Origin of the sequence: Citrobacter sp. MGH100 (assembly GCF_001034465.1) — a bacterium.
Taxonomy (GTDB): domain Bacteria; phylum Pseudomonadota; class Gammaproteobacteria; order Enterobacterales; family Enterobacteriaceae; genus Citrobacter; species Citrobacter youngae.
Map to the genome: position 1 here is coordinate 114,562 of NZ_KQ089802.1, position 16,006 is coordinate 130,567.

Genomic DNA, 16,006 nt, shown 5'->3' on the forward strand with positions numbered 1-16,006 from the left:
TCATCGGTGACGCAAGTATTTTTGTGTCGCACGCTTAGGTACACTCCAATGGTGGACCGAGCGGGGGCGTCGCAAGACGCGCCGGTATCCGATGAGGCCGGTAAGGCTAACCCTGTTCGGTTCCACCACCAGTGAGATTAGCCTCTCCAGTGGTGGATGAAAATCACTCATTGGAGGCTGCCCTATGGCAACTACCCCTCTCTTTTCGCACTCTTTATTTACCCTGCCCTTTAGCCATGCCACGGACTTCACCGAACTGGCGGATAACTGCGAGCGTTTTGTCGAAGGACTGGTTGAATGCCATGACCCGGTTGAAAAACTGGCGATTTGTGCACGTCTGTCGGCCTGTCTCGTGTTATTGCAACCGACCTTAACGGAGCCTGTACCGCAGCATCTGCAGGCCAGTCTGACGGTAGAAACATTCCCGACCCGTTTTCCCCTTTTCGAGCCTGAGCCAGACCAGATGGGGCGTTACTGCCAGCTTTTGACGCATTTGCTGATGAGCAAAACGCTTTCTGATGATATGGAGCGAGTGGCAGGTGATTTGTTGCAGGATTTGGTGGGTTATTTCGCCGACACGCTGAAAGCACCGCGCTGGTTGAAAACAGATGAAGGCATGGTAATGCTGTAAAAAAAGCCGGGTGACGCTTACCCGGCTTACGATGTGCAATGAATTCAGGCCCGGTAAGCGCAAGCGCCACCGGGCAACAGGACTCAGCTCAACAGCTGGAAGGCAATCATACCGACAATTGCGCCGACCGTGCCGAGGATGGTTTCCATCATCGTCCAGGTCTTCAGCGTTTGTGCTTCCGTTGCGCCGGTAAATTTACCGAACAACCAGAAACCGGCGTCGTTAACGTGGCTGACCACGATCGAACCGCCCGCGATACAAATTGACAGTGCCGCCATCTGCGCACCGGAGAAGTTCAGCTGTTCAATCACCGGCATCACCAGACCGACTGCCGTTAAGCACGCCACGGTCGCGGAACCCTGAATGATACGCACCGCTGCCGCCAGCACGAAGCAGGTAATGGCAATCGGCAGACCCATTCCGGTTAACGCTTCGCCCAGCGCCGGACCGACGCCGGAATCAACCAGCACCTGTTTAAACACGCCACCTGCACCAATCACCAACAGGATAATCCCCGCCGGTTGCAGCGCATGACCGCAGATCTCCATCACTTTGTCTTTTGGCATACCCTGGCGAATCGCCAGACCGTAAATCGCCACCAGACATGCAACCAGAATCGCGGTAAACGGGTGACCGATAAACTCAAACCATTCGTAAGTTGAAGAACCAACCGGCACAAAGCGCGCGGCGATGGTTTTCAGACCAACCAATACCAGCGGCAGCAGGATCAGCGACAAGCTAAAGCCGAAGGACGGCATTTTACCTTCACCCAGGTGCGGCTCGGTAATATCATCAGGAATGTTCAGCTCAACGTAACGGCTGATGAAATTACCCCACAGCGGTCCGGCGATAATCATGCCCGGAATCGCGGCACACAGGCCAATCAGGATCATCCAGCCAAAGTCAGCGTGCATCTGCGAAGCCAGCAACATCGGCGCTGGCCCCGGCAGTAAAAACGCCGCAGCCGCCGCTACGCCGGCAAACAGCGGAATGACTAATTTAACCAGGTTGGTACCGGTGTGACGCGCCATCGAGAACGCCACGCTAATCAGCAGCACAATCGCCACCTCAAAGAACAGCGGCAGCGCGCAAATCAGACCGGCCAGGCCAATCGCGTAATGTGCGCGGCTGTGGCCGAAGGATTTCAGCATTTTGACGGCAATTTGATCGACTGCGCCGGTCTCATGCAAAATCTTGCCAAACATCGCCCCCAGCGCCACAACAATCGCCAGGAAACCGAGCGTGCCTCCCATCCCTTTTTCCATAGTCGCGGCGATTTTATCGAGCGGCATACCGGAAAAGAGACCTGCACCAATAGACACCACCATCAAAGCAAGGAAGGCGTGCATACGCGCCTTCATCACTAAAAACAGCAGTAATAAAACGGACCCTACTGCTGTTAAAACAAGCGTTAATGTACTCACTACTTACTGCCCTGGTTAATAACCTCAATGGTGCTGGCGACCACACCGTCCAGTGGTTGATCGATATCGACCACCAGTACATCGCTTTCATTCGCACCTGGTTCTTCCAGCGCTTCAAACTGGGTCACCAGCATCTGCGTTTTGAAGAAGTGGCCTTTACGCGCTTTCAGACGGCTTTCGATAACGTCAAAATCCCCTTTCAGATAGATGAAAGAGAGGTTCGGGTTACCATCGCGCAGCTGGTCGCGATAGACTTTTTTCAGAGCGGAACAGACGATCAGCGAAACCTTGTTGGTACGCTGCATCGCAAAAGCGGCGTCATTCAACGCCTGTAACCACGGTTTACGGTCATCATCGTTGAGTGGCTCACCGGAAGCCATTTTCATGATGTTGCTGCGCGGATGGAGAAAATCGCCATCAAGAAACGCGGCCTGCAGTTGATGCGCCACTTCGCTGGCGACAGCAGATTTACCGCTGCCCGATACGCCCATCAGAACGTAAACGTGGTGATCATGATTAGTCGTGCTCAAAGCGTTGCCCCCACTGGTACAAGAATCTGGAAATTGTTACGGGTAACTGTTATCGGTAACATTGTCCAGCCGGATAAATAGAGAAGCAATATCCATTCGTGCTCGAAGTGTATAAGTGTGAGCTACTTCAAACTTGTTGGCTTAAATAGATCCACCCGGTGACAAGGTGAAACCTAAATCTAACATTTTAGGTGTGACTGCTTCACCACGGATGCGTGCCAGCAGACGTTCAGCACCAATGCTGCCCATCCGTTCACGCGGCGTGAGCACGCTCGCCAGACGCGGCTCCATCACCTGCCCGATGTCGTGACCGTGGAATCCGGCAATCGCCATGTCATCCGGGATTTTCAGCCCTAAACGCTGGCATTCGAAGGCCGCCCCTACCGCCAGGTCATCGTTGGTACAGAAAATGCCGTCGAGCTGCGGATATTCGCGCCGCGCCTGACGGATGAGTTCAATACCGGAGGAGTAGGAAGAAGACTGTTCCACCATCACGCTGTACGGCACCAGACCGGCGTCATGCATTGCCTGCTCGTAGCCTCTCTGTTTGATGATAGTACGTTCATCAAGACGTGCGCCAAGATAGGCAACATGACGGTGCCCGCGGGCGATGATAGCGGCGGTCATTTGACGCGCGGCTTCGAAGTTGTCAAAGCCGACGGCGATATCCAGGCACGGGGACTGGCTGTCCATCAGCTCAACCACCGGGATCCCGGCGACCTCAATCATTTTCAGCGTACGAGGCGTATGGCTACGTTCGGTGAGGATCAGGCCATCGATATTCCACGACAGCATCGATTCCAGGCGCTCTTGTTCCATCTCTGGCTTATAGCCGTAGTGCGCGAGCATAGTTTGATAACCATGGGCGTCGGTGACGGCCTCAATGCCGCGTAACACTTCAGCAAAAACCTGGTTTGTGAGAGACGGTAACAACACGCCGATAGCGCGGCTGGTGGCGTTAGAAAGGATATCAGGAGCGCGATTGGGAATATAACCCAGCTCATCAAGTGCAGCGGCAATTTTGCCCCGCAGCGCCACGGAGACCTGCTCCGGGTTACGCAAAAAGCGACTGACCGTCATTTTGGTCACGCCCACGCGGTCGGCTACATCCTGAAGTACGGGTCTTTTCTTTTTCATCGTCCTGAAGCGTTAAAAAGGGATAGATTCCCCCAGTTTACCACGGACGTGCATGAACCTTTGCAGAGAAAAAAAGGAGTTTTTATTGTGAGAAATACACAAAATCATTCGAGTTGCATCAAGGCGGCGACGTAGTGACAAATTCGTCAGGAACGAATTTGAACAACCGAAGGTTGCCTCTGGTGAGGGACAAGGATGTCCCTCATTAAATCCCCGGGAGCGTACATTAAGTACGCGACCGGGGTGAGCGAGGAAAGCCAACACAGATGCGGCTTGAAGGATGCCGTGTATTTTTATACAGGCGGCAGGTCAAACAACAACACTTCGCTGTCGCTGTCGGCATGAATAGAAATTGCCTGTTCATCCCAGATTGCCAGACCATCGCTGGTGGTCGCTTTGGTTCCGTTAATGGTGACGTTGCCTTTAACGACCTGGATCCAGACGCGACGTTCAGCGGCAATCTGATGTACCGACTGCTCATCTTTGAGTAACGCCCAGCGGTACAGCTCCATATCCTGGTACACTTTCAGCGAGCCATCGCGGGCATCAGGCGACAGCACCAGTTGTTTACCCTGAGCAGCATCGAAACGGCGCTGTTCATAGCGCGGCGTAATACCGTTTTCCTGCGGCATGATCCAGATCTGATACAGATGCAGCTTCTCAGTATTGCTCGGGTTGTACTCCGAGTGACGGATCCCCGTCCCGGCGCTCATAATCTGGAACTCACAGGCAGGAACCTGCTCTTTGTTGCCCATGCTGTCCTGATGTTCTACTGCGCCTTCCAGCACGTAGGTCAGGATTTCCATGTCTTTATGGGGGTGAGTGCCAAAGCCCTGACCTGCGTCAATCACGTCATCGTTAATCACGCGCAGTGCCGAGAACCCCATAAAGTTCGGGTCATAGTAGTTGGCAAAAGAGAAGGTATGCCAGGAATCGAGCCAGCCATGATTCGCATGACCGCGGTCGTTAGCTTTGCGTAAATAGATCATTGTGTTCACCCCCAGATGTTTTCGATGGAGTAAGTGTGGACTCAATCCGTCTGGGATCATAGAGGGTGAAAATTGACTCCTCTGTTCAAAAAATATGAATAAACCCAGAAGAGTCGATTAACGCTATTTGGCGAGGGTTATCGTCGCCGGAGATGCCTGTTCGAAGGCGCGTTCGAGGATCTCCAGGTTGGTTAGAACTTCAGATTCCTTGACGTAATTAGGCGTACCGGCGGTCAGCGTCTGGTACAGCGCATCATAGACGCGACCGTAATCCCCCATCTCCGGCTTCACCTCTTCTTTTACTGTGATGCCGTCATCGTTGACATACTCCAGCATTCCGATGGAATCATCAGCAGCGAAACCTGGCTCACCCGGCATGATATTGGCCTTCAGACTGGTTTCCTGCTGGTCGATGCCGTACTTCACAAACGAGCCTTTGGTGCCATGGACGATAAACTTCGGATAGTCGATTTTCACCAGATGACTGGTTTTAACAATGGCTTTCAGGTCGCCGTAAAACAGTTGCGCTTCAAAGGTATCGTCCGGATTCGCTTTATTACGCAGGCTGCGGATGTCATAAGCCACATGATCGGGGCGTCCGAACAGCGAAATAATCTGATCCATGGTGTGTACGCCCAGGCCATAAAACGCGCCGTCCTGTGGCAATCCCGGCTTAGTTTCCGCCTCGGGACGGTAATAATCAAAATGGCTTTCAACCTCAACAATCTTGCCGAGTTTGCCGCTCTCAATCGCCTTTTTGGCGGTAAGGAAGCAGGAGTCAAAACGGCGATTCTGGTACGGCGTAACGGTCAGTCCTTTGCTTTGCGCCAGTTCGAACAGCACTTTTGCTTCTGCCAGCGTCGGCGTGAACGGTTTCTCAACCAGCACGTTTTTACCCGCCTCCAGCGCACGTTTGGCGTAGTCAAAATGGCTGTCAGCATGGGTACAAACGATCACTAACTTCACCTGCGGATCGTTTAAGATCTCGTCGAGGTCACTGGTGAAGTGAATATGTGAATACTGCGGCGCCTGCTCTTCCGGCCTGGCGTTACGGCGGAAAATGTGCGCGACATGCCAGCTATTTTTGCGGTTGAGGACGTACGGCAAATGGTAGCGAGTGGTACTTTTACCAAAACCAATAAATGCGCAGTGTAAGGTCATGAGACAGTCCTTTTGAAGATGATTATCTACACCATAGCGCAAAGCGGCTGGAGACTGAATGTTGGATCTTTGCCGGATGGCGTTTGAACTGCACCACAGGTGCGACAGGATCGGCCGTCGGCGTCGCGGTCATTTTATTCACGGCAAGCGCGCAGGGCCCGGAGCGTACTAAATGTACGTGAGGAGCACGAGCACTTCCCGGGGACAAAATGACAAGTAAGCCAGGCTGAAACAAAACCCCAAAAAAAAAAGCCAGCAAAAGCTGGCTAAAGTAATACTGGAAGCAATGTGAGCAATGTCGTGCTTTCAGGTTCTCCGTAGGGGTTCCCCTGAACGCAGAGCAATAATAATCATTCTCATTCGCACTTGTCTACTTCTTTTTGCAAAAAAAATGCAGTTGACGGAATTTTCTTTCTCAGCGAGGGTAAAGACTCAATTAACCCTGAAGGAGATAAGGAATGAGTGAGATAGTGATACGCCACGCTGAACAGAAAGATTACGACGCAATTCGTCAGATCCATGCCCAGCCGGAGGTGTATCACAACACGCTACAGGTTCCTCATCCTTCCATGGAGATGTGGCAAGAACGACTAACCGAACGGGTCGGAATCAAACAACTGGTCGCGTGCATTGACGATATCGTCGTGGGGCACCTCTGTATTGAGGTCGCGCAGCGCCCGCGCCGCAGCCATGTCGCCGATTTTGGTATCTGCGTTGATGCCCGCTGGCAGAATCGCGGCGTTGCCAGCGCGCTTCTCCGTACGATGATCGACATGTGCGACAACTGGCTGCGCGTCGACCGTATCGAGTTAACGGTGTTTGTTGATAACGAACCTGCGATTGCGGTCTATAAAAAGCATGGCTTTGAGATCGAAGGCACCGGTAAGAAATACGGCCTGCGCAACGGCGAGTACGTGGATGCGTACTTTATGGCGCGCGTGAAATAACGGGTAAGAAACCGTCAGGAAGCACTCGCCGGGCCTGCATCAACGGCAGACCCGGCAATACCATCAGTATCCCGCCGTTAAATCATCCACGGAACGTGGGTCGGACGCGCCATACAGTGCGCCATCCGGTCCTACCATAATGCTCTGCGTGCTGCCCATCGCTTCCTTCAGCGCGACTTTCTGCCCTTTCTGCTCCAGCAGCTTAATGGTGTCCGGGCTAAACCCTTTCTCAACGCGCAGTTCATCGGGCAACCACTGATGGTGGAAACGCGGCGCGTTGGTCGCTTCGGCGACGTTCATTCCAAAATCAATGCTGTTGACTACCATTTGCAGCACGGTAGTGATGATTCGGCTCCCGCCAGGGCTGCCGGTAACCAGCCAGGTTTTCCCGTCTTTTACCACGATAGTCGGCGACATTGATGACAGCGGACGCTTCTTCGGCCCAACCGCGTTGGCATCGCCGCCCACCAGCCCATAAACGTTCGGCACGCCCGGCTTGGCGGAGAAATCGTCCATTTCGTTATTCAGCAGAATGCCGGTGTTACCCGCCACAATCCCGGTGCCGAAGGTGGTGTTCAGTGTATACGTCACCGCCACGGCATTACCGTCTTTATCCACCACCGAGAAATGGGTGGTCTGGTTGCTTTCATACGGCGCGAGCTTGCCAGGTTTGATCTGGCTGGAAGGCTTAGCCTTGTTGATATCAATTTGATCGGCAAGCGATTTGGCATAGGCTTTATTGGTCAGCGCCTGCCACGGCACCTTCACAAAATCCGGGTCGCCCAGATACTCCGAGCGGTCGGCGTAGGCATATTTCTCCGCTTCAGCCATTACCTGCATGGCATCGGCGCTGCCAAACCCGTACTTCTTCATATCGAAGTTTTCGAGAATATTGAGGATCTGCACGATGTGAATCCCGCCTGAGGACGGCGGCGGCATAGAGAATACCTGATACCCGCGATAGTCGCCGCTAATCGGCGTACGCTCAACGGCTTTATAGGCGGCTAAGTCCTCTTTCGTCATCAGCCCGCCGTTTTTCTGCATTTCCTCCGCAATCTGATCGGCAATCGCCCCTTTATAAAACGCATCCGGACCATTTTCGGCAATCATCTCGAGGCTTTTCGCCAGGTTCGTTTGCACCAGCTTGTCGCCCTTTTTCAGCGGCTCGCCGTCTTTCCAGAAAATGGCTTTACTGTTCTCGTGATTAGGGATCACTTCGCTGCCATAGGTTTTCAGATCGTCGGCCAGCGCGTCGTTAACCACAAAGCCTTCTTCCGCCAGCTTCATTGCCGGGCGCACGACTTTGTTCAGCGGCATCGTGCCGTATTTCTCCAGCGCCAGCGAGAAACCCGCCACGGTACCCGGCGTACCGGATGCCAGATGTGAGGTTAGCGACTTTTTCGCATCGGCGTTGCCCTGTTCATCAAGGAACATATCACGGGTCGCGCCAGCGGGAGCCATTTCACGAAAATCGATCGCCTTGGTGTTACCGTCTTTGGTACGCAGCAGCATAAACCCACCGCCGCCCAGATTACCCGCCTGCGGATGCGTCACCGCCAGCGCGTAGCCCACGGCAACAGCGGCATCAACGGCATTCCCGCCCTGTTTCAGAATATCCACCCCAACCTGGGTGGCTAAAGCATCTACGGAAGCCACCATCCCCTGTTGCGCGCGAACGGGATGGAACACATCTTCCTCGACACCGTAGGATACCGGCGGTGGCGCAGCCGGCGCGGCAGCCACGCTAAAACAACTTCCTGAGAGCAGAGCAGCAATGGCTACCCGGCGTAAAAACGTCGGTTTTATCATCGTTATTCTCCAGATGTACGGGGGTCGGCCCCCACTAAGCCTGGTGCATAACTCTGAAATAATCATCGTAACGGCGAGAAAGGAGTAAACTTAAACGATCCCCGAGAGGAGAAAAGCGATGAAACGACTCTTACTTTTAGCCATGCTCTTGCCGTTTGCTGGCTTTGCACAGCCCATCAACACCATGAATAACCCGAATCAACCCGGTTATCAGATCCCGAGTCAGCAGCGTATGCAAACCCAAATGCAATCACAGCAGATTCAGCAGAAAGGGATGCTCAACCAGCAGTTGCAAACGCAGACGCGCATGCAGCAACAGCATATGGAAAACCAAATCAACACGAACACCCAGCGCGTGCTGCAGTCTCAGCCGGGCGAGTTGAATCCTGGACAGCAGCAAATGCTGCCTAACAGCAACGGAGGGATGTTGAGTGGAACCCGTAATCCGGACAGCTCGCTCAATAAGCAACATATGCTGTCGGAGAAAAAGAACGGCGACATGCTGAAGCCCTCCAGCACGCCGCAGCCTAACGTTCCGTTAAAAACGATTGGGCCTTAACAGGGCTGGAAATCCGGGCCAATCGTATCAATGGCATCGGTACAGATGCAGTCCACACCCCAGCGCAGCAGTTCCGCCGCGCGCTGGGGTCGGTTGACGGTATACACCAGAATACGTAGCCCCGCATCGCGCAGCGCATCCACGCGCGCCTCATCCAGCAGCTTATGATTAAGATGAATAGAGACGCAGCCAAGCCGCGTGGTCAGCTCGCGCCAGTCTTCGCGCCATTCATCCAGCAGCAAACCTCTCGGCAGTTCAGGCACCGCCTGCTGCGCCGCTTCTAGCGCATCAATTTCAAAGGATGACAACAGTGGTGGCGTCATTCCCGCCCACAGTTCCCGCGCGGCCAGCGCCACGACCTTCCCGGTGAGCGCCCCCGTCCCGGTGGTGGGTTTGATCTCAATATTTGCCATCATGCCGTGCTGGCGACAGCGCTCAGCAACTTGCGAGAGCAGCGGCAACGGTTCGCCTTTAAACTCACCGCTAAACCAGCCGCCTGCATCCACGTGCAATAAATCCTGCCAGTTCAGCTCGCCAGCCACGCCCCAGCCGTTGCTGGTGCGTTCCAGGTTGTCGTCATGCAGTAAGAAGATCTCACCGTCTTTCGACAATTTGGCGTCAAACTCAATCATGGTATGCCCGTATCGCGCCCCCACGTCGATCGCCGCCAGGGTGTTTTCCGGGGCTAACTTACCGCCGCCGCGATGGGCGACAATATGGGGGTAAGGCCAGTTATTCATACGCGTTGTCCTGTTTCGCCATCAAAAAGATGCAGATGATTTTCCGGCAGATGCAGCCACAGCGTGCTGCCTGCCGTCGGGCGATGCTGATGCGCCAGTCGCACCACCAGCTTTTGCTCGCCCCAGCGTCCGTGTGCCAGGTTATCTGCACCCAGCATTTCCAGCGTGTCGACGACCAGCGGCACGCCACCTTCGGCCTGCGAGCTTAGCGCAATATGCTCCGGGCGGATACCCAGCGTCATGTTACGCCCAATACACTCCCTGGCGCTTCTGCCAATGGGCAACGTCATGCCGCCCTCCAGCTCAAAATGGGTACCCGTAGAGCTGATGCGCCCATCGAGCAGATTCATCGCCGGGCTGCCGATAAAGCTCGCCACAAAGCGGCTGGCGGGTTTTTCATACACCTCAACTGGGGTGCCGATTTGCTCGGCAATGCCTTTGTTCATCACCATAACCCGCTGGGCGAGGGTCATCGCTTCAACCTGATCGTGCGTCACGTACAGCGAGGTGGTTTTCAGTCGGCGATGCAGATGTTGTAACTCCAGACGCATCTGTACGCGCAGCTTGGCGTCAAGGTTAGAAAGCGGCTCATCGAACAGGAATACCGCCGGGTCACGCACAATCGCTCGTCCCATCGCTACGCGCTGGCGCTGGCCGCCGGAAAGTTCGCGCGGACGACGTTTGAGCAGCTCACCCAGCTCGAGAATACGCGCCGCCTCTTTCACCCGCTCAGCAATATGCTCCTTGCCCATCCCGCGGATTTTCAGCCCCCAGGCCATGTTTTCTTCCACGCTCATATGCGGGTAGAGAGCATAGTTTTGAAAGACCATCGCAATGCCGCGATCCTTCGGCTCCATCTCGGTGACGCGTTTATTATCAATCCAGATATCGCCGCCGCTTACCCGTTCAAGCCCGGCCACCATCCGCAGCAGCGTAGACTTACCGCAGCCGGATGGCCCAACCATCACAATAAATTCCCCGTCCGCGACGTCCAGCGTCAGCGGTTTAATCACCTGGGTTTTGCCGTCCCAGCTTTTGGTTACTGCCTGTAGTTTTAAACCAGCCATTTTTATTTCTCACTGTCCACTAAACCACGCACAAACGCGCGCTGCATGGCTAACACGATGATTACCGGAGGGATGAGCGTCAGCAGCATGGCTGCCATTACCTGGTTCCACTGCGTGGTGCCTTCACCGGTGGCAATCATGCCTTTGATACCCGCCACCGCAGTGCCCAAATTGACGTCGGTAATAATTAACAACGGCCACAGATACTGGTTCCAGCCGTAGATAAAGGTGATCACGAACAGCGCCGCCAGATTGGTTTTTGACAACGGTAGTACGATATCGCGGAAAAAACGCATCGGTGACGCGCCGTCAATACGCGCCGCCTCAACCAGTTCATCCGGTAGGGTCATAAAGAACTGACGGAACAGGAAAGTCGCTGTCGCAGATGCCATCAACGGCAGCGTCAGACCCGCATAGCTGTCGAGCATCTTCAGGTTGGCGATCACTTCTACCGTCGGGAAAATACGCACCTCAACCGGTAGCATCAGGGTGATAAAAATCATCCAGAAGAACAGGTTGCGCAGCGGAAAGCGGAACCAGACGATGGCGAATGCGGAGAGCATAGAAACGGTAATTTTCCCTACCGTAATGCTGAACGCCATGATGAAACTGTTGAGCATCATCAGCCAGAACGGTGCGCTGTTGACGCCCACGCCGTTGACCCAGATGTATTTCATGTTTTCCAGCAGCTGTGTACCGGGAACCAGCGTCATCGGCGTCTCAAACACCGCTTTATTGTCCAGCGTCGCCGCGACAAACGCGACGTACAGCGGAAACAGGATCACCATGATCCCCATAATCAACATGGCATGGCTGAATATTGTCAGCCCACGACGGTTCTCAATCATTGGTAACGCACCTTACTTTCCACATAGCGGAACTGCACCACCGTCAAAATAATGACCAGGAACATCAGCACCACCGATTGTGCAGCGGAAGAAGCCAGATCCAGCCCGACAAATCCTTCGCGATAGATCTTATAAATCAGCGTCGTGGTCGCCTGTACCGGCCCGCCTGCAGTGGCAGCATCAATCACCGGGAAGGTGTCAAAGAAGGCATACACCAGATTCACCACCAGCAGGAAGAAGCTCACCGGGGCAATGAGCGGCAGCGCCAGCTTAAAGAAGCGGCGAACCGGCCCCGCACCGTCAATCGCGGCGGCTTCGATCAGCGAGCGAGGAATAGACTGCAATGCGGCAAAGAAGAACAGGAAGTTGTAACTAATCTGCTTCCAGACCGACGCAAACACCACCAGGAACATTGCCTGACCGCTGTTTTGCGCATGGTTCCAGTCATAGCCAAACTCACCGAGAAAATGGGTAATCAACCCGCGCCCGGGGTTAAACAGGAAGATCCACAATACGGCAGCAACGGCGGGCGCAACGGCGTAAGGCAACAGCATCAGCGTTTGGTAAAAACGGCTGCCGCGCACCACGTAATTCACCAACGCCGCAAAAAATAACGACACCAGCAGACCGCTTACCGTGACTAACGTACTGAACTTAATGGTGGTCCAGAATGAGTCGAGGTAGTACGGGTCATGAAACAGCGCGACAAAGTTTTCCAGTCCGACAAACTGGCTGGAAAGACCAAACGGATCAACGGATTGTAGCGAGTACCACAGCGCTTCACCGGCAGGCCAGATAAAGAAAATAACGGTGATAACCAGCTGCGGAGCCACCAGTAAATAGGGAAGCCAGCGCGAACGGAACACCGGACGGGATGAAGACATGGAAGTTTGATTCCTGAACAGCGCCGGATGGCGCTACGCTTATCCGGCCTACGCGCATTTGTAGGCCGGGTAAGGCGCAGCCGTCACCCGGCATTTCACATTACGATTTGGTCGATTGCTCAAAGCGACGCAGTAACTGATTGCCACGCTCAACGGCGGCATCCAGCGCCTGCTGCGGGGTTTTCTTCCCGGTCCAGACGCTTTCCAGCTCTTCATCCACGATGGTGCGGATCTGCGGCATGTTGCCCAGACGCAGCCCTTTGGTGTACGGCAACGGCGGCTTGTTGAGCATTTGACGCGTAGCGATATCCGCCCCCGGATTCTTCTCATAGAAGCCCTGCTCACGGGTCAAATCGTAGGCCGCGGTGGTGATCGGCAGATAGCCAGTCTTCTGGTGCCATTCGGCAGCAATTTCAGGCTTCGCCAGGAAGTTGAGGAACTTCGCCACGCCTTCGTAGGTGGGTTTGTCTTTACCCTGCATCACCCACAGGCTGGCTCCACCGATAATGGCGTTCTGCGGCGCGCCCTTCACATCGGCATCGTAGGGCATCATTCCGACGCCATAGTTGAATTTCGCGTAGTGGCGGATATCAGCCAGCGAACCGGAAGAGGCGGTGGTAATGGCACAATCCCCGTTATAGAACTTCTCAGTGGATTCGTCCTTACGCCCGAAGTAGCTGAAATCCCCTTTTTTGTTCAGCTCTTCCAGCAGGGCGATATGCTTTACTTGTTCCGGTTTATTGAACTCCAGCACCGCGTCAGTACCGTCAAAGCCATTGTTTTTGGTTGCTACCGGCAGACCATTCCAGGCGCTGAAGTTTTCAATCTGAATCCATCCCTGCCAGCCGCTGGCATAGCCACACTTCATACCTGCCGCTTTCAGCTTCGCGGTGTACTCCGCCAGGTCCTGCCAGGTTTTCGGCGGCTGCTCAGGGTCTAAACCGGCTTTTTTAAAGGCATCTTTGTTGTAGTACAGCACCGGCGTGGAGCTGTTAAACGGCTGGGAGAGCAGATGTCCACTTTTAGAGTCGGTGTAGTAACCGGAAACGGTCGGTACAAACTGAGACTCATCGAAGTTAATGCCAGCCTCTTTGAATACTTCATAGACCGGTTTAATGGCTTTCGAAGCCATCATTGTTGCCGTACCCACTTCATAAACCTGCAGCAGCGCAGGCGCGTTTCCGGTACGGAAAGCGGCAATACCTGCGCTCAGGCTCTGCTCGTAGTTGCCTTTGTACTGCGGAACAATTTTGTAGTCGGGATTGGCGGCATTAAAACGTTGCGCCAGTGAGTCAACTTCTTTACCCAGTTCGCCTTCCATTGAGTGCCAGAATGGGATGGTGGTGACCGCCAGTGCCTGACCTGCAAACGCCAGGCTAAGTGCCAGTCCTAAAGCTGTATGTCGTAACGATATCATCGGTTATCTCTCTTGTTGTGCCGGATGCGCGATATCACGCGTTTTATGCTCGCGGGGGTAACATGACATGCTCGAATGACAGAAAAATAACTTTTTTATTACAAAAAAAAGATAGTAAGGCGACAAACAGATGGCAAGGCGGTGAAAGCGTAGTGACAGGAAAATGCGGGGTGGTGCACAACAAAGCCGGGTAGCGGTATGCTTTACCCGGTGAATAAAGAAGGTTTTATCACCCTGGTAAGATCAGGCAGGCTGTGCAAACGTGAATTCCAGCGCCAGACCCAGGATCTGCATACCATGAATGTTATCTTCCGGAGATATCGCCACCAGGCTTTCCAGAAACTTGAGTCGCCGTGACTGGGCGTTGATGATGAGTTTTCCCCGTAATGCAGGAAGCTTCAGCGAAGAGATGGGATAAACCACGCGCCCACAGACTTCCACCGGCAGCTTGCGCAAATCGACTTGCTGAAGCACGCCCACAGAGGAATACAGCAGCGCTACAGGCGTTACGGCGAGCAATGGTGATGGACTAATACTGACAAAATCCAGCAGGAGTTCTGGACGCAGATAGTTCAGCCCATTAAAGGAAACCGTGACGCCATCAATTGCGGGCATGGGCTGCACATTAGTTTGATGCGGTGAATCATTCATGCAATTACCATTGATATAAAATATAAATCAAGCTATTGATTATACAGAATATAGTGCACAAATGCTGGGACAGAACTCGCAATCCTTGCAGGTATGAATGATTGCGTTTCCAGTCTTACTCTCTTCGCCAGCGGCGTTCATATTCGTTCTGTAAACGCTGCTGTTCCCGCCGCTCACGGTCACGCTGGATATCCGATTTTTCGTCTTCCCTGCCCGGACACACAGAACTGCTGAATACCTCGCAGGGTGAGTTGGATTGTGCTGACGGGTTGACCGGCTTTTCTTGCCAGATTGCAGGATCGCGCGGATCGAAAGTTTGCTCTTTCACTGCCTGCGCACTGAATGAGCCGGCCAATAGTAGACTTCCAATAGCCATACAGGCACCTGAACGTGTCATCCTTTCTCCATGTTCATTTTTATTATTGATAATCATTATCAATAATAACATAGCGCAATAAAAAAGGGGCCTGATGAGCCCCTTGTCTATTTAGATAACTGTTAACCGCCCAAATAAGCGCTACGCACCGCTTCGTTAGCCAGCAATGCATCACCGGTATCTTCCAGCACCACGTGGCCGTTTTCCAGCACGTACCCACGGTCGGCGAGTTTCAGTGCCTGGTTGGCGTTTTGTTCGACGAGGAAAATCGTCATCCCCTGCTCGCGCAGTTGCTCAATGGTGTTAAAGATCTGCTGGATGATAATCGGCGCCAGACCCAGCGACGGTTCATCAAGCAGTAGCAGCCTCGGCTGGCTCATCAGCGCACGGCCTATCGCCAGCATCTGCTGTTCGCCGCCGGACATGGTTCCCGCACGTTGAATACGGCGCTCATGCAGGCGAGGAAACAGGTCATACACCCACTTGATGCGTTCCTGAAACTGGCCTTTCTCGGCAAAGAAACCACCCATCGCCAGGTTCTCTTCCACCGTCATACGGGAAAACACGCGACGCCCTTCCGGGACAATCGCCACCGCTTCACGCATGATTTTTGCCGTCTGCCAGTCGGTAATATCTTTACCATCAAAGACAATACGCCCACTTGTTGCCCGAGGATCGCCGCACAGCGTTCCGAGCAGCGTGGTTTTCCCCGCACCGTTGGCACCGATAAGCGTCACGATTTCACCCTGGTTGATATACAAGCTGACATCGTGCAGAGCCTGGATCTTGCCGTAGTGGGCGTTGACGTTGTCAAAAGACAACATGACTTTTTCCAT

17 protein-coding genes are annotated in these 16,006 nt (G+C 53.8%); 3 read left to right on the forward strand and 14 right to left on the reverse strand.

The window, feature by feature from the left end:
- Positions 1–184: 184 nt before the first annotated feature.
- Positions 185–631 (forward strand): hypothetical protein, encoded by a 447-nt coding sequence (locus SK32_RS18425; protein WP_048213571.1) that lies wholly within the window; start codon positions 185–187, stop codon positions 629–631.
- An 83-nt stretch (positions 632–714) separates the two neighbouring features.
- Here SK32_RS18425 and gntU read toward each other — a convergent pair whose 3' ends face one another.
- The 5 genes from gntU to SK32_RS18450 form a co-directional block, all read right to left on the reverse strand.
- Positions 715–2,055 carry a gluconate transporter gene (gene gntU / locus SK32_RS18430; protein ID WP_003023477.1) on the reverse strand — a complete coding sequence of 447 codons (1,341 nt, stop codon included), beginning with the start codon at positions 2,053–2,055 and terminating at the stop codon, positions 715–717.
- Positions 2,055–2,585 (reverse strand): gluconokinase, encoded by a 531-nt coding sequence (gene gntK, locus SK32_RS18435; protein WP_048213572.1) that lies wholly within the window; start codon positions 2,583–2,585, stop codon positions 2,055–2,057. Before gntK ends, gntU begins: the two co-directional genes overlap by 1 nt.
- Before the next feature lie 141 nt (positions 2,586–2,726).
- Positions 2,727–3,722, reverse strand: a complete 996-nt coding sequence (gene gntR, locus SK32_RS18440; protein ID WP_044701392.1) for a gluconate operon transcriptional repressor GntR — start codon at positions 3,720–3,722, stop codon at positions 2,727–2,729.
- Between the two features lie 293 nt (positions 3,723–4,015).
- The gene (gene yhhW, locus SK32_RS18445) at positions 4,016–4,711 is read right to left on the reverse strand and encodes a quercetin 2,3-dioxygenase (protein ID WP_048213573.1); all 696 of its coding nucleotides are present in this window, start codon (positions 4,709–4,711) and stop codon (positions 4,016–4,018) included.
- Positions 4,712–4,834: 123 nt separating this feature from the next.
- Complete coding sequence (locus SK32_RS18450) at positions 4,835–5,872, reverse strand: oxidoreductase (protein ID WP_048213574.1); 1,038 nt, start codon at positions 5,870–5,872, stop codon at positions 4,835–4,837.
- Positions 5,873–6,330: 458 nt separating this feature from the next.
- Between SK32_RS18450 and yhhY the strand changes: the two genes are divergently transcribed.
- Entirely contained in the window at positions 6,331–6,819 is a 489-nt protein-coding gene (gene yhhY / locus SK32_RS18455; protein ID WP_048213575.1) for an N-acetyltransferase, read from the forward strand.
- Positions 6,820–6,882: 63 nt separating this feature from the next.
- On the opposite strand, the gene ggt is transcribed toward yhhY, so the two are convergent.
- On the reverse strand, positions 6,883–8,628 hold the full coding sequence (gene ggt, locus SK32_RS18460) for a gamma-glutamyltransferase (protein WP_048213576.1): 1,746 nt from the start codon (positions 8,626–8,628) through the stop codon (positions 6,883–6,885).
- A gap of 118 nt (positions 8,629–8,746) precedes the next feature.
- On the opposite strand from ggt, the gene SK32_RS18465 reads away from it, so the two are divergent.
- Positions 8,747–9,187 carry a DUF2756 family protein gene (locus tag SK32_RS18465; protein WP_003023456.1) on the forward strand — a complete coding sequence of 147 codons (441 nt, stop codon included), beginning with the start codon at positions 8,747–8,749 and terminating at the stop codon, positions 9,185–9,187.
- Here SK32_RS18465 and ugpQ read toward each other — a convergent pair.
- The 8 genes from ugpQ to livF all read right to left on the reverse strand — a co-directional run bounded on the left by ugpQ (position 9,184) and on the right by livF (position 16,006).
- The gene (gene ugpQ / locus SK32_RS18470) at positions 9,184–9,927 is read right to left on the reverse strand and encodes a glycerophosphodiester phosphodiesterase (RefSeq protein ID WP_048213577.1); all 744 of its coding nucleotides are present in this window, start codon (positions 9,925–9,927) and stop codon (positions 9,184–9,186) included. The two genes, SK32_RS18465 and ugpQ, sit on opposite strands and share 4 nt — an antisense overlap.
- The gene (locus SK32_RS18475) at positions 9,924–10,994 is read right to left on the reverse strand and encodes a sn-glycerol-3-phosphate import ATP-binding protein UgpC (RefSeq protein ID WP_048213578.1); all 1,071 of its coding nucleotides are present in this window, start codon (positions 10,992–10,994) and stop codon (positions 9,924–9,926) included. The genes ugpQ and SK32_RS18475 overlap by 4 nt, the downstream gene beginning before the upstream one ends.
- 2 nt (positions 10,995–10,996) lie before the next feature.
- The gene (gene ugpE / locus SK32_RS18480; RefSeq protein WP_003023450.1) at positions 10,997–11,842 is read right to left on the reverse strand and encodes a sn-glycerol-3-phosphate ABC transporter permease UgpE; all 846 of its coding nucleotides are present in this window, start codon (positions 11,840–11,842) and stop codon (positions 10,997–10,999) included.
- Positions 11,839–12,726, reverse strand: coding sequence for a sn-glycerol-3-phosphate ABC transporter permease UgpA (gene ugpA / locus SK32_RS18485; protein ID WP_003837841.1), 888 nt, complete (start codon positions 12,724–12,726; stop codon positions 11,839–11,841). Before ugpA ends, ugpE begins: the two co-directional genes overlap by 4 nt.
- Positions 12,727–12,826: 100 nt before the next feature.
- Positions 12,827–14,143, reverse strand: coding sequence for a sn-glycerol-3-phosphate ABC transporter substrate-binding protein UgpB (gene ugpB / locus SK32_RS18490; protein ID WP_016151119.1), 1,317 nt, complete (start codon positions 14,141–14,143; stop codon positions 12,827–12,829).
- Positions 14,144–14,386: 243 nt separating this feature from the next.
- On the reverse strand, positions 14,387–14,794 hold the full coding sequence (locus tag SK32_RS18495) for a hypothetical protein (protein ID WP_048213579.1): 408 nt from the start codon (positions 14,792–14,794) through the stop codon (positions 14,387–14,389).
- Positions 14,795–14,909: 115 nt separating this feature from the next.
- Complete coding sequence (locus SK32_RS18500; RefSeq protein ID WP_048213580.1) at positions 14,910–15,191, reverse strand: hypothetical protein; 282 nt, start codon at positions 15,189–15,191, stop codon at positions 14,910–14,912.
- Positions 15,192–15,292: 101 nt separating this feature from the next.
- Positions 15,293–16,006 carry a high-affinity branched-chain amino acid ABC transporter ATP-binding protein LivF gene (livF, locus tag SK32_RS18505; RefSeq protein ID WP_086523486.1) on the reverse strand — a complete coding sequence of 238 codons (714 nt, stop codon included), beginning with the start codon at positions 16,004–16,006 and terminating at the stop codon, positions 15,293–15,295.

Bases quoted from the DNA above. Each gene is read 5' to 3' on its own strand.
- SK32_RS18425 (WP_048213571.1), top strand. From the start codon at position 185: ATGGCAACTACCCCTCTCTTTTCGCACTCTTTATTTACCCTGCCCTTT.
- gntR (WP_044701392.1), bottom strand. From the start codon at position 3,722: ATGAAAAAGAAAAGACCCGTACTTCAGGATGTAGCCGACCGCGTGGGC.
- yhhW (WP_048213573.1), bottom strand. From the start codon at position 4,711: ATGATCTATTTACGCAAAGCTAACGACCGCGGTCATGCGAATCATGGC.
- SK32_RS18450 (WP_048213574.1), bottom strand. From the start codon at position 5,872: ATGACCTTACACTGCGCATTTATTGGTTTTGGTAAAAGTACCACTCGC.
- yhhY (WP_048213575.1), top strand. From the start codon at position 6,331: ATGAGTGAGATAGTGATACGCCACGCTGAACAGAAAGATTACGACGCA.
- ggt (WP_048213576.1), bottom strand. From the start codon at position 8,628: ATGATAAAACCGACGTTTTTACGCCGGGTAGCCATTGCTGCTCTGCTC.
- SK32_RS18465 (WP_003023456.1), top strand. From the start codon at position 8,747: ATGAAACGACTCTTACTTTTAGCCATGCTCTTGCCGTTTGCTGGCTTT.
- ugpQ (WP_048213577.1), bottom strand. From the start codon at position 9,927: ATGAATAACTGGCCTTACCCCCATATTGTCGCCCATCGCGGCGGCGGT.
- SK32_RS18475 (WP_048213578.1), bottom strand. From the start codon at position 10,994: ATGGCTGGTTTAAAACTACAGGCAGTAACCAAAAGCTGGGACGGCAAA.
- ugpE (WP_003023450.1), bottom strand. From the start codon at position 11,842: ATGATTGAGAACCGTCGTGGGCTGACAATATTCAGCCATGCCATGTTG.
- ugpA (WP_003837841.1), bottom strand. From the start codon at position 12,726: ATGTCTTCATCCCGTCCGGTGTTCCGTTCGCGCTGGCTTCCCTATTTA.
- ugpB (WP_016151119.1), bottom strand. From the start codon at position 14,143: ATGATATCGTTACGACATACAGCTTTAGGACTGGCACTTAGCCTGGCG.
- SK32_RS18495 (WP_048213579.1), bottom strand. From the start codon at position 14,794: ATGAATGATTCACCGCATCAAACTAATGTGCAGCCCATGCCCGCAATT.
- SK32_RS18500 (WP_048213580.1), bottom strand. From the start codon at position 15,191: ATGACACGTTCAGGTGCCTGTATGGCTATTGGAAGTCTACTATTGGCC.
- livF (WP_086523486.1), bottom strand. From the start codon at position 16,006: ATGGAAAAAGTCATGTTGTCTTTTGACAACGTCAACGCCCACTACGGC.